The sequence below is a fragment of the Paenalcaligenes sp. DL 463 genome (assembly GCF_057475185.1).
In genome coordinates this window covers 253342-265008 of record NZ_JBYBKX010000001.1, presented here as the reverse complement: position 1 = coordinate 265008, position 11667 = coordinate 253342, and the positions used below count along the sequence as shown (strand labels likewise).

The window sequence follows — 11667 nt, the reverse complement described above, 5'->3', positions numbered from 1 at the left end:
TCTAGGTGTTATCCACAGACGGTTTTGTTCGTCTTCGTGAGAAAAGTCAGGGGTAAATAGGATGTTCGGTGCAGTGAATGCTGTTAGCCCAAGGCATTCTTATGCTACAAATCGGTTGGCTTTGCGCCAGTTTTCACTTAGGGATTGCGGATTTTTTTATTGTTATGTTGAATCGTTTAGCTGTTTTACCCCAGTATTTACTTCCTAAGAAAGGTTTAACGGCCTTTGCCGGAAAGGTAGCGTCGTGCCACGGAGGCGCTTGGACAACACGAATTATTAAGCGTTTTATTCGTCGCTATAACGTAGACATGGCTGAGGCGCTTAACCCAGATCCACAGTCTTATCGCAGCTTTAACGAGTTTTTTACTCGTGCGTTAAAAGAGGGGGCACGGCCGCTAGCTGACGCGGATCTTCTTAGTCCAGTGGACGGTGCGATTAGCCAGCTAGGTACTATTGCGACCCATCAAATTTTTCAGGCGAAAGGCCATCATTACAGTACGCAGACCTTAGTGGGGGGGGACGCAGCGCTGGCAGCAAAGTTTAGCGATGGTTTATTTGCTACCTTGTATCTCAGTCCGCGTGATTATCATCGCGTTCATATGCCGTGTGATGGACGTCTGGTACGCATGATTTACGTTCCCGGTGACCTGTTTTCTGTGAACCCTACGACCGCACGAGGGGTTCCTGGGTTGTTTGCGCGAAATGAACGAGTGGTTTGTGTGTTTGAGTCCGATCAAGGCCCTTTTGTGCTGACGTTGGTTGGGGCGACGATTGTGGGCAGTATGGAGACTGTTTGGCATGGCCAAGTGAATCCCCCCCGCAGCAAAGACGTTGTAGAGTGGAACTATGCGGACCAAGATATTCGCTTAAAGAAAGGCGATGAAATGGGCCGCTTCTTGTTAGGTTCTACAGTGGTATTACTGTTTACGAAAGACCGTTATCAGTTTAATCCGGCTTGGTCGTCCACGGGTTTGATTAGAATGGGAGAACCGATGGGCAGTCGCCTCTGAATGGCCTGCTCGCCTAAAGTAGGAGAGCATTAGCGATGATATGGCGCAGTTTGTTTCTCGCCCCCCTTTTATTGTTGTTGTTATGGGGTGCGCTGGCATTGTTTTATCAGCTACAGCTTGTTGGTTGGTTACGTTGGATCGTGATACTTAGTTGGACGCTTATCCAAGGCCTATTGCTATGGGGGTGGTGGCGAACAGGAAGCGGATGGCAATTGCTGGCAATGACGACCTTATTCGTGCTAGCCGCCATGTGGTGGAGCACCATTAAACCCTCGCATCACCGAGTTTGGGCTGAAGACGTTGCTCAGCTAACCACCGCCGACGTCAGTGGCACCCATGTAACGTTGCATAATGTGCGTAACTTTGAATGGGACACGCGTGACAAGGCGATTGCTCGTTGGGAAACTCGTACTTACGATATTGACGATATCCAGAGCGTGGATATGTTTTTATCTTATTGGATGGGGCCTGCCATTGCGCATACCTTAGTATCGTTTGGTTTTGGAAACGGCGATTATGTGGTGTGGTCGGTAGAAATACGTAGAGAAGCACACGAATCCTTTTCATCCGTAGGGGGCTTTTTCAAAAAATTTGAAACCAGTGTGGTTGCTGCCGATGAAAATGACATTATTCGTTTGCGTACGAATGCACGGGGTGAGGATGTTTATCGATATCCAGTGGCAATTCCCTTACCGGCTGCACGATCGTTGTTCTTAGCGTATGCCGACAAGGCGAACCAAGTCGCCGATCAACCGCGTTTTTACCATACGGTAATTGCTAACTGTACGACCATTGTTTATGACTTGGTCAAACGCATTATTCCCAGATTACCCAAAGACTACCGTCTTTTGTTATCAGGATACTTACCCGAGTATTTATATGAGATGAATGCCATTGATACTACGCTTCCCCTAGCTCAAGTGCGACAGCAGGCAGCCATTACAGAGCAAGCAAAGAGAATGCCTGACGATGCTGAGTTTTCTCAATACATTCGTCAAGGTAAGTAGGCTATTTACAGCAGATTATGACTATGACTCTCGACTTGTTCACAGGCTCGGATAAAGGCGCTGATAACGTTGAGTTTTTAACGCCCTCTTCTGCCCTTTTTTCGGGCTATTTGTTAGCAGAGGAGGTGTGGATAAATAGGGAGTTAGCGGAGTTGTTGCATCAGTCTCCATTTAGGCGAATGGTTACGCCACAGGGGCAGATGTCGGTGTTGACCACCAGTTGGGGGCCATATGGTTGGACGAGTGATAAGTCAGGTTATCGATACACAACGATTGACCCGTTAAGTAAAAAACCATGGCCGGCACTACCCGTTCGTTTAGCTCAGCTAGCGTCAAGGGTGGCGTTGTTGGCAGGCTATTCCGATTTTATGGCGGATAGTTGTTTGGTGAATTGTTACCATCCGGATGCAAAAATGGGGTTGCATCAAGATAAGAATGAGCAGGATTTTAGCCAGCCTATTGTTTCGTTTTCGTTAGGGCTGTCGGCCACCTTTTTAATGGGTGGGTTAAAGCGATCTGATCCTACGCATACCTTGACGTTACAGCATGGTGATGTTTTGGTGTTTGGTGGGCCTGATCGGCTTCGTTTTCACGGTGTGGCTTCTGTAGCAAGCCCAGCGTTAGAGGCTTCGGTACGTACACGTATCAACTTGACCTTTAGACGGGTGCGGTAGCAAGCCGATTTTTACGATCGTTACGTTTTGTTGGTCAAACGTATTTAATTTTTCTTTTATTGCCTAATTGAATGACCTCTACATCGCATGATTCGTGGGCAACGCTATTAAGCGGACGTAATGGTTTACGTTCCTTAGCGTTGGCTGGTGGCGTTTCGGTTCACGCTATTAATGTTTATTTAGTAACGACAATCTTGCCTTCTGTTGTGCAGGATATCGGAGGGCTGGAATACTACGCGTGGAACATGACCCTATTCGTCATGACGTCTATTTTGGGTTCCGCTCTATCGCCTAAATTCATACAGTCTTTTGGCTTGCGTAATGCTTTTTTGATCGCCATGGCCATTTTCATTGCCGGTACGGCCTGTTGTGCTATTGCACCCACGATGCCTGCGATGTTGGTTGGGCGAACCATCCAAGGGTTAGGGGGCGGTTTTCTACTGGGGCTTAGCTATTCTGCCGTACGTATTGTGTTCGAAGAGTCGTTGTGGCCCAGAGCGATGGTGTTGGTATCAAGCATGTGGGGGGTGGCGACACTGATTGGCCCCACCATAGGGGGCATTTTTGCGCAGTCTGGAAATTGGCGTCTCGCCTTTTGGTCTGTCATACCCGTTGTGCTGTGTTTATTAGTGCTCGTGGTTACACAAATTAAGCCAGCCCCAGCGAATGAGGATGAAGCGGTCAAGGTGCCGATAGGTAAGCTTATTGTTTTAAGTGCATCGGTCTTCTTGGTGTCTTATGCCAGTCTATCTGACAATTGGATCGTGAATGCACTGGGGCTTTTTATTGCGTTGGTACTGACGTTTATGGTGGGCCGTTCGGATAATGGCTCCACCGCGAACTTGCTGCCTCACGGCACCTACCGTTTTGGAAGTTTGCTAGCAGTTTATTACGCGTGTGTGGCCCTATTAAGCTTAGCGGTAACGATTGAGGTCTTTATCCCCTACTTCTTACAAACCATTCATGGGCAGCGCCCGCTTCTTGCTGGCTATTTTATGGCGTCTTTATCGTTTGGTTGGACGTCGGGTTCTTTTTTAAGTGCGGGACGATCGCCACAAATCACGCAGCGTTTTGTGCAGTTTGGTCCGTTGGTTACGGCGGTATCGCTGTTGCTGCTCGCTTTTTTAATGCCTCGCGATTTAAGCGTGTATGCAGGAGGCTCTTATTGGCTGCTCTTGCCCTTAGTTTGTGTAGGTGGGGGGATAGGCGTGTGTTGGCCGCATTTGCTAACACGCGTGTTCCACGGGGCTCCAGAGGGGCAAGAAAATATAGCGTCAGCGGCGATTATTACGGTCCAGCTTTATGCCTTAGCCTTAGGGGGGGCGTTGGCAGGCATGTTAATGAACCTGTCTGGGTTGGTGAAGCCTGGCGGCGTAGTGGGGGCCCAATCCGCTTCGGTGGTGTTATTTATCGTGATGTCTACGGGGCCCTTCTTGGCGTCGTGGTTTATTTACCGTAAGGCCAGAGCGACTCGGGTAGCTGCTTAGTACGCAAATAAATAGCCTCGCTACCCATCATCGCTCTCGTGTTAACGAAGGACGGTTATTAGCCTTGAAAGCCGCCGTCTTCGAGAAACTGTAATTCTTCGGGGGTAGAAGCGCGAGCCAAGATGGCGTTGCGATGAGGGAAGCGACCGAACTTTTTAATAATTTCTCGGTGATGCAAGGCGAATTCTTTTTCGCCTTGTGTTTTGCCCCGCTCGTGCAGACGCACGGCCAGATCTTGATCGTCAAGGTTTTCACTGTGCGTAAAAGGTAGGTAGCAGAAAAACCTCGCGTTGATATCGATATTGAGATCCCCTTTTCGTTCTGCCAATAGCCGAGCGTAGTAACGCGCTAATGAGTCGGTAGCGTACATGTGGCCGGTATGGCGATAGCTATTACGAGGGAATTGGTCCAACAGTATAAGTAGAGCAAAAGCGCCTTCGTCGTGCTCGGCCCAGTGGTCTAACTCACGGCGAGCGGCTTGCCAGTGTAAGGCTTCGAACTGTTCCTTAAAACGGGTATCGAAAGCATCGCTTTTTACAAACCAATGATCAGTGGATGCTAGCCAGAACGCTACGACATCATGGCTAGTAAGGGATACAGTAGGAGTTGTCATAATACGCTTACCCTATTCATGTGAGTTGTTAAATGGGCTAAGGGTAGCCTCATTTACCGATACAGAAACTGGAAAAAATTTCGCCTAGTAAATCATCACTGGTAAACACACCTGTGATCGAGCTGAGTTGGTCATGAGCAAGGCGCAGTTCTTCAGCAAAAAGATCTAGGACTTGATCACTTTGGGCGGCATGAGCTGCTGCCAAGTGCAAATGCTGATCCGCAGAGTTTAACGCTCGTACGTGTCGTTCTCGCGCTAGCCATGGTGATTCACCACTTGAACTCCAGCCCGCTATTTTTAATAACACGTTTTTTAATGACTCTAATCCCCTGCCTTCTTTAGCTGAAATATACAGTGTTTGATTAAGGCTGTCGTTCGTGTGGGTGGTTGTTGGTGGAGATGAGTCGAGTAGGTCGGCCTTGTTATAAACAACCAGCGTAGGCGTGTTTTCAGGTAGGCGTGCGGTGATTTCGCTGTCTACGTGATCATGAGGGTAGCGTGCGTCCTGTAAATGAAGGATGACGTTCGCTTTCTCGATCTCGTTCCAACTTCGGGCAATGCCGATACTTTCTACTGTGTCATCGGTTTCACGTAGCCCTGCTGTGTCCACAATATGAATGGGTACCCCATCAAGGTGTATCAGCTGCGTGACGCGATCTCGTGTTGTACCGGCGATGTCGGTAACAATGGCAATATCATCGCCCGCTAGAGCGTTTAAAAGGCTCGATTTGCCCACATTCGGCTGCCCCGCTAGCACCACATGTAAACCTTCTCGTAATACTAAGCCCTGCTCGCTCTGTTTGACGATGTCGTGAAGCTGACTTTGGATCGTGCTTAAGGTTTCAGCCGCTTGGTATTTCTCTAGAAAATCAATTTCTTCTTCAGGAAAGTCCAACGTTGCTTCTACTAGCATACGGAGGTGGATGATATCGTCTGCAAGTTGATTGATGCGCGTTGAGAAGGCCCCGCTAAGTGAGGCCATTGCGCTTTTAGCAGCCGCGGTTGAGGAGGCGTCGATAAGGTCGGCGACGGCTTCGGCCTGTGCTAAATCAATACGATCATTGAGGTAGGCTCGTTGCGTAAATTCGCCAGGCTCTGCGAGCCTTAAGCCCATGGTTTGTCCCAGTGTCAAGCAATGGTCTAGCACGCGTCGTAATACCGCAGGACCGCCGTGCCCTTGTAGCTCAAGCACATCTTCGCCTGTGTAGGAATGTGGCCCTTTGAAGTAGATGGCCAGACCTTCGTCAATGGCCTGCCCTTGCCCATCGTTAAACGGTAAAAAGTGAGCATGGCGCGGTGTCAGCGGCGCGTCAAAAAGTTGAGCAATAAAAGGTTCTAGTTTGGTGCCCGAGATACGGATGACACCAATACCACCACGGCCGGGAGCCGTGGCAATAGCGATGATGGGGTCTGTATGTAGGTTGCTCATGGACGATCCGCATAAGTTAAAAAAGCCCACTTATTGTAAGTGGGCTTTTAGTGTCTAGCGTATAGCAGGAATATTAACCGACGGCTTTAGCGGCCGCTTCGCGATTAATTTTAGTCGTGATGTATTGCTGTTGGGCAATGGATAGCGCGTTATTCACGCACCAGTACAGCACGAGACCTGCGGGGAAGAAGAACATCATGCCACCAAATACGATAGGCATTAGCATCATGATACGTGCCTGCATAGGATCGGGAGGCGTAGGGTTGAGCCTAATTTGCAAGAACATGGTCAACATCATGATGGCTGGCAAAATGAACCAGGGGTCACGTGCGGACAAGTCTTGTACCCAAAGAATCCACGGGGCTCCGCGCATTTCTACGCTACCCAATAGCACCCAATACAAGGCGATAAAGACGGGGATTTGTATCAACATCGGTAAGCAACCACCGAGTGGGTTGATCTTCTCGTTGCGATACATTTCCATCATGGCTGCGTTTAGCTTGGCTTTATCGTCGCCAAACTTCTCGCGCAGCGCCTGCATGCGAGGGGTGACTTGTTTCATCTTCGCCATCGACCGATAGCTGGCGGCGGATAAGGGGTAGAACACCAATTTGATCAGTAGTGTTACCACCACAATTGCCCAACCCCAGTTACCCAAAATACCGTGTAACCAGGACAGGATTTTGTATAGTGGTTTAGACAAAATAGTGAACCAACCGTAATCCACAACAAGGTCAAGACCTTTGGCAACTTCGCTCATGGCTTTTTGATCTTGTGGGCCTACCCATAAACTGGCATCAACCGTTTTATGTTCCCCAGCACTGACGGTACCTACAGGCTCGATACTGCGTATCGAATAAAGGTTCTCGTTGACGCGTAAAATTTCGTTTGTACGACTAATGCCCTGCTGTGGAACCCACGCTGTAGCAAAATAATGCTGGGACATCCCGATCCAGCCGTTGTCGGCTTGACGCGTGTAAGTGGCCTTGTTTTTTTCTATGTCAGAGAATGAGATTTTTTGGAACTTATCTTGCTCTGAGTAAACAATGGGGCCTGTAAAGGTGCGGTACAGACGTGATGAGTCGGGTGGGTTATTGCCGTCACGAGTGAGCTGAAAATAAACCGAAGGGCTAATGGCTTCATTGCTTAGGTTATGGATGTCGTGACGAACATGTATGTCGTAGCTTCCGCGAGCGAGGGTGTAGGTTTTAATCACACGCACGTCGTCAGAGGTCGCTTCAAACACCACATCTAGCGTGTCTGACGTTAAGCTGCGCTCGGTCGACACTAAAGCAAACGGTGTTAGGTGTGTAGGAAAGTTTTGTCCTGCTGGTGCACCCACTACCCCGCTTTGGGCGACATACATCGAGTTTGCAGACTGATCTAACAACACCATGGCTTCGGTCTTGTCGATGGGCGAAGCGTAATTGAGTAACTCCGCTTTTACCAACTGTGCGCCGATAGTATCGAAACTTAAGCGATAGACGTCAGTGTCAATGTGGATGATTTCTGACTCAGAGGATGCAGGGGTACTGGCAGGTAGTTCTGATGGTGTGCTAGTTGAAGCCACAGCATTAGGAATACTACCGTCGGTAGGAGCATCACTGACGGCGGGGTCACCGTTGGTCGAGGCCTGAGCGGTTTCGCTGGCGGGAGTCGAGGCAAACATCGAAGGTTTACCGTTGTACTCTTGCCAATTATTCCATAGCAGCAGGAGCGAGAAAGAAAAAATCATCCAGAGGATGGTGCGTCGAATGTCCATAGCGCCTGTTTCACAAATATGAAGCTGAGCAAAAGCTTAGGAGTTTAACGCAGCTAGCCACTTTACTGGCGATTTGCGTGTAAACACCGAGCATGTCAGTATAAATAATGCTTGAATGGTGTTCGGAGTTTTTTATTTTGTACTGTTCTGATCGCGTTCATGTGCTGTTGGTGTTGGAACGGGATCATAACCACTACTTCCCCAAGGATGACAGCGACTTAGCCGTTTGGTGCTGAGCCATAAGCCTTTTAGTACACCGTGAACGGTGATGGCTTCAATGGCGTAGGCTGAGCAACTGGGCGTGTAGCGGCAACTGCGTCCTAACCACGGACTGATTACGTATTGATAAAAGCGTATGGGGGCAATGAAAATTCTTTTTATCATTGCTTGATACGCTGCAAATGTTCCTGAACTTCGGTGTGTACTCGTTTTTTTAACTGAGTTAACGAAAGCGCTGGAACTTTGCTGTGTAATCGAAAGACGTAATCGCGCACTGGAAGCTCATGACGGTGTAAACGGAAGCTTTCTCGCAAAATCCGTTTTATTTGGTTGCGAGTGACGGCGCGTTGCGCCAATCGTTTAGGAATAATTAACCCTAAACGGGCTTCGGTTTGACGCGGAGTATCCGGTGCTAAACGTGGAGTATTTACAACGAACAAAACCCCTCTGGAAATACGACGACCTTTTAAGGCCTGTACATATTCGGAGGGGCGTTTTAATCGTGACGAGGCTGGGAATGTGTTACGCATAACAGATAGCGCCTTTTGCCAGCCAGCGCTTGATTATTAAACAGCTAAACGCTTGCGTCCTTTCAAACGACGAGCGTTAAGAATGGCACGGCCACTACGAGTTTTCATGCGTAGGCGAAAGCCGTGTGTACGTTTACGGCGAGTTACGGAAGGTTGATAAGTGCGCTTCATGGTTATCCACAAATATAAAAAGTGCCGCCAGAAGACGCTCTTAAGTCCACCCCTGACAACAAGTAGGGCCAGGTTCTGGCAACAAAAATTCTTGAAAAGCCCACCATTTCATCAAATATTTGGAGTTTAGTCAATTGATTAGGTACCCTATGCTCGTTTTTATCTTCATTGCCTGTGGATAACTTATGCCGTCACGGGGTAGAATCGAGGTTTACTGAAGTGAAGAAAATGAAAGAATTTTGGCAATCCTGCGTGCAGACGCTTGAGCAGGAACTCCCCCCACAACAGATTAGTGCCTGGATTCGCCCCCTCGTACCGTTAGAGTACGACGAGGCGAAGGCTCTGTTGCGCCTATCCGCTCCGAATCGTTTTAAGCTGGACTGGGCTCGGAAAAACTTTGGTCACCGCATACAAGATTTAGCGAGTGATTGGTTCAGTCATCCCGTCGAGATTGCGTTCGAGCTTGCCGCCACAGGGCCGGCTCCGCAACCGGGTATCACGGTGCGTGCGCCAGCTCGTCAGCCGGCCAGTGTGTCGACCACATCGGCCTACGATAACTCGACAGTCAATGCGAACGCGCCGACTTCGGCTGCTGCGGTGGTCAGTGCCACTAACGAGGCCTTGCACGACCGTTCACGCTTAAATGCCGAGCTAACCTTCGATAATTTCGTAACGGGTAAAGCGAACCAATTGGCCAGAGCGGCGGCGTTACAAGTGGCAGAGAACCCCGGTATTTCTTATAACCCGTTGTTTCTTTACGGGGGCGTAGGTTTAGGTAAAACACACCTCATTCATGCGATAGGAAATGCGCTATTGGCCAATGGTACTGGCGTACGTGTGCGTTATGTACACGCTGATCAATACGTTTCTGACGTGGTAAAAGCTTACCAACGTAAGGCTTTTGACGAGTTCAAGCGCTATTACCATTCGTTAGACCTCTTGCTGATTGATGATATTCAGTTCTTTGCCGGAAAAAACCGTACCCAAGAAGAGTTCTTTTACGCGTTTGAAGCGATGGTTGCTCAGCGTAAACAAATCATCATTACGTCGGATACCTATCCTAAAGAGCTCGCGAACATTGATAGTCGATTAATTTCTCGTTTTGACTCGGGTTTGACGGTGGCGATTGAACCGCCCGAGCTTGAAATGCGTGTGGCCATTTTGTTGCGTAAAGCCCAAACCGAAGGCATTGTTATGCCAGAGGAGGTTGCTTTTTTTATTGCGAAACACTTACGTAGCAATGTGCGTGAACTTGAAGGCGCGTTGCGTAAAGTGTCAGCGTATGCGCGTTTTCATGGCCGAGATGTATTGACGGTTGAAGTCTGTAAAGACGCCTTAAAAGATTTATTATCGGTATCCAACGGGCAAATTACGGTTGAAAACATACAAAAAACAGTGGCTGATTTCTACAAAATCAAAGTCGCTGATATGTACTCTAAGCGCCGCCCCGCTAACATTGCGCTGCCTCGTCAAATTGCAATGTATCTAGCGAAAGAATTAACGCAGAAAAGTTTGCCTGAGATTGGCGATTTATTTGGTGGTCGCGACCACACCACTGTTTTACATGCTGTACGAAAAATAACGGAAGCTCGCAGTAAGCAAACCGAGCTCAACCATTCTTTACATGTACTTGAACAAACCCTGAAAGGATGACCATGCAAATTGTACAAGCCGCTCGTGACGCGTTGCTGAAACCGCTATCGACTGTTGTGGGCATCGTCGAGCGTAGACACACCCTGCCGATACTTGCGAATATTTTGCTTCGTAAAGAAGGCTCTAAGGTATCGTTTATTGCAACAGACCTTGAGGTGCAGATCACAACACACGCCGATTTTGGGGTAGGTGATGAAAGCGTCTCGACGACTGTTGCAGCGCGTAAGTTGCTTGATATTTTGCGTGCACTTCCTGATGTCGGCGATGTCACGTTAAGCCTGGTCGATGGAAAGCTGATTGTACAATCGGGTCGTAGCCGTTTCGCGTTACAGACCTTGGATGCGGCTGAGTTCCCAACGTTGGCACAGCCGGAGACGTGGAATGTGTCGCTTTCCTTAGCGCAAAAAACGCTTAAGCACTTGTTTAACACCGTGCATTTTGCGATGGCACAACAAGACATACGTTATTATTTGAACGGTATGCTTTTTGTATTCGAACCGGGCTGGGTACGAACTGTTTCTACTGATGGTCACCGTTTAGCGCATAATGGTACTGAGATCGAAGGGATAGAGGCTCGTCACGATGTGATTGTGCCGCGCAAGACAGTGCTTGAGATGCAGCGGCTTCTGGGTGAGGTTGATGATGGGGTTCAGATCGACGTCGCGACTGGCCAAGTACGCTTCCAGTTTGATAATGTAGAGCTGATTTCCAAGCTGGTAGAAGGGAAATTTCCCGATTTCACTCGCGTGATTCCCACCACCTATACGCGCCACTTCATGATCAACCGCGAAGCGTTACAAGGTAGTTTGCAACGCGCAGCGATTCTTACCACCGATAAGCTACGTGGTGTGCGTGCGCAACTTAACGATCATCAACTACGCATTTCTGCTTCTAATGCCGAACAAGAAGAGGCGACGGAAGAAATTGAAATCGATTACGAATTTGAAGCGTTGGACGTGGGTTTCAACGTCAGTTATTTACTTGATGTTTTATCTAACGTCAAAACAGAACAAGTCCGTTGGTCGGTTCAACCCGACTCGAATGCATCGGTGTTAATCACGTTGCCCGATGAAGACGCATTTAAATATGTGGTAATGCCAATGCGAATCTAA

Annotated in this window: 12 protein-coding genes; 6 read left to right on the top strand and 6 right to left on the bottom strand. The window is 48.6% G+C overall.

The features are described from left to right. Positions 1–164 precede the first annotated feature (164 nt). From asd to AC2UZI_RS01230, 4 genes are all read left to right on the top strand, one after another. Positions 165–1010 carry an archaetidylserine decarboxylase gene (gene asd / locus AC2UZI_RS01245; protein WP_486943687.1) on the top strand — a complete coding sequence of 282 codons (846 nt, stop codon included), beginning with the start codon at positions 165–167 and terminating at the stop codon, positions 1008–1010. Between the two features lie 35 nt (positions 1011–1045). Continuing rightward, positions 1046–2017, top strand: coding sequence for an Lnb N-terminal periplasmic domain-containing protein (locus AC2UZI_RS01240; RefSeq protein ID WP_486942017.1), 972 nt, complete (start codon positions 1046–1048; stop codon positions 2015–2017). A 23-nt stretch (positions 2018–2040) separates the two neighbouring features. Continuing rightward, entirely contained in the window at positions 2041–2691 is a 651-nt protein-coding gene (locus AC2UZI_RS01235; RefSeq protein ID WP_486942016.1) for an alpha-ketoglutarate-dependent dioxygenase AlkB, read from the top strand. A gap of 71 nt (positions 2692–2762) precedes the next feature. Continuing rightward, positions 2763–4178 (top strand): MFS transporter, encoded by a 1416-nt coding sequence (locus AC2UZI_RS01230; RefSeq protein WP_486942015.1) that lies wholly within the window; start codon positions 2763–2765, stop codon positions 4176–4178. A 58-nt stretch (positions 4179–4236) separates the two neighbouring features. On the opposite strand, the gene AC2UZI_RS01225 is transcribed toward AC2UZI_RS01230, so the two are convergent. The 6 genes from AC2UZI_RS01225 to rpmH form a co-directional block, all read right to left on the bottom strand. Continuing rightward, the gene (locus AC2UZI_RS01225; protein ID WP_486942014.1) at positions 4237–4791 is read right to left on the bottom strand and encodes a DUF924 family protein; all 555 of its coding nucleotides are present in this window, start codon (positions 4789–4791) and stop codon (positions 4237–4239) included. Between the two features lie 49 nt (positions 4792–4840). After that, on the bottom strand, positions 4841–6220 hold the full coding sequence (gene mnmE, locus AC2UZI_RS01220; RefSeq protein ID WP_486942013.1) for a tRNA uridine-5-carboxymethylaminomethyl(34) synthesis GTPase MnmE: 1380 nt from the start codon (positions 6218–6220) through the stop codon (positions 4841–4843). A 73-nt stretch (positions 6221–6293) separates the two neighbouring features. Beyond that, complete coding sequence (yidC, locus tag AC2UZI_RS01215; RefSeq protein ID WP_486942012.1) at positions 6294–7982, bottom strand: membrane protein insertase YidC; 1689 nt, start codon at positions 7980–7982, stop codon at positions 6294–6296. Between the two features lie 132 nt (positions 7983–8114). Further along, positions 8115–8366 (bottom strand): membrane protein insertion efficiency factor YidD, encoded by a 252-nt coding sequence (gene yidD / locus AC2UZI_RS01210; RefSeq protein ID WP_486942011.1) that lies wholly within the window; start codon positions 8364–8366, stop codon positions 8115–8117. Then, positions 8363–8731 carry a ribonuclease P protein component gene (gene rnpA, locus AC2UZI_RS01205; protein WP_486942010.1) on the bottom strand — a complete coding sequence of 123 codons (369 nt, stop codon included), beginning with the start codon at positions 8729–8731 and terminating at the stop codon, positions 8363–8365. The genes yidD and rnpA overlap by 4 nt, the downstream gene beginning before the upstream one ends. Before the next feature lie 36 nt (positions 8732–8767). Beyond that, positions 8768–8902: a 50S ribosomal protein L34 gene (gene rpmH, locus AC2UZI_RS01200; protein WP_486942009.1), complete on the bottom strand. Its 135-nt coding sequence runs from the start codon at positions 8900–8902 to the stop codon at positions 8768–8770. Positions 8903–9130: 228 nt separating this feature from the next. Between rpmH and dnaA the strand changes: the two genes are divergently transcribed. Both dnaA and dnaN read left to right on the top strand, forming a co-directional pair. After that, positions 9131–10555, top strand: a complete 1425-nt coding sequence (dnaA, locus tag AC2UZI_RS01195; protein WP_486942008.1) for a chromosomal replication initiator protein DnaA — start codon at positions 9131–9133, stop codon at positions 10553–10555. 2 nt (positions 10556–10557) lie between these two features. Next, complete coding sequence (gene dnaN, locus AC2UZI_RS01190; protein ID WP_486942007.1) at positions 10558–11667, top strand: DNA polymerase III subunit beta; 1110 nt, start codon at positions 10558–10560, stop codon at positions 11665–11667.

Coding starts and splice junctions, on each gene's coding strand:
- asd (WP_486943687.1), top strand. CDS start 165: ATGTTGAATCGTTTAGCTGTTTTACCCCAGTATTTACTTCCTAAGAAA.
- AC2UZI_RS01240 (WP_486942017.1), top strand. CDS start 1,046: ATGATATGGCGCAGTTTGTTTCTCGCCCCCCTTTTATTGTTGTTGTTA.
- AC2UZI_RS01235 (WP_486942016.1), top strand. CDS start 2,041: ATGACTCTCGACTTGTTCACAGGCTCGGATAAAGGCGCTGATAACGTT.
- AC2UZI_RS01230 (WP_486942015.1), top strand. CDS start 2,763: ATGACCTCTACATCGCATGATTCGTGGGCAACGCTATTAAGCGGACGT.
- AC2UZI_RS01225 (WP_486942014.1), bottom strand. CDS start 4,791: ATGACAACTCCTACTGTATCCCTTACTAGCCATGATGTCGTAGCGTTC.
- mnmE (WP_486942013.1), bottom strand. CDS start 6,220: ATGAGCAACCTACATACAGACCCCATCATCGCTATTGCCACGGCTCCC.
- yidC (WP_486942012.1), bottom strand. CDS start 7,982: ATGGACATTCGACGCACCATCCTCTGGATGATTTTTTCTTTCTCGCTC.
- yidD (WP_486942011.1), bottom strand. CDS start 8,366: ATGATAAAAAGAATTTTCATTGCCCCCATACGCTTTTATCAATACGTA.
- rnpA (WP_486942010.1), bottom strand. CDS start 8,731: ATGCGTAACACATTCCCAGCCTCGTCACGATTAAAACGCCCCTCCGAA.
- rpmH (WP_486942009.1), bottom strand. CDS start 8,902: ATGAAGCGCACTTATCAACCTTCCGTAACTCGCCGTAAACGTACACAC.
- dnaA (WP_486942008.1), top strand. CDS start 9,131: ATGAAAGAATTTTGGCAATCCTGCGTGCAGACGCTTGAGCAGGAACTC.
- dnaN (WP_486942007.1), top strand. CDS start 10,558: ATGCAAATTGTACAAGCCGCTCGTGACGCGTTGCTGAAACCGCTATCG.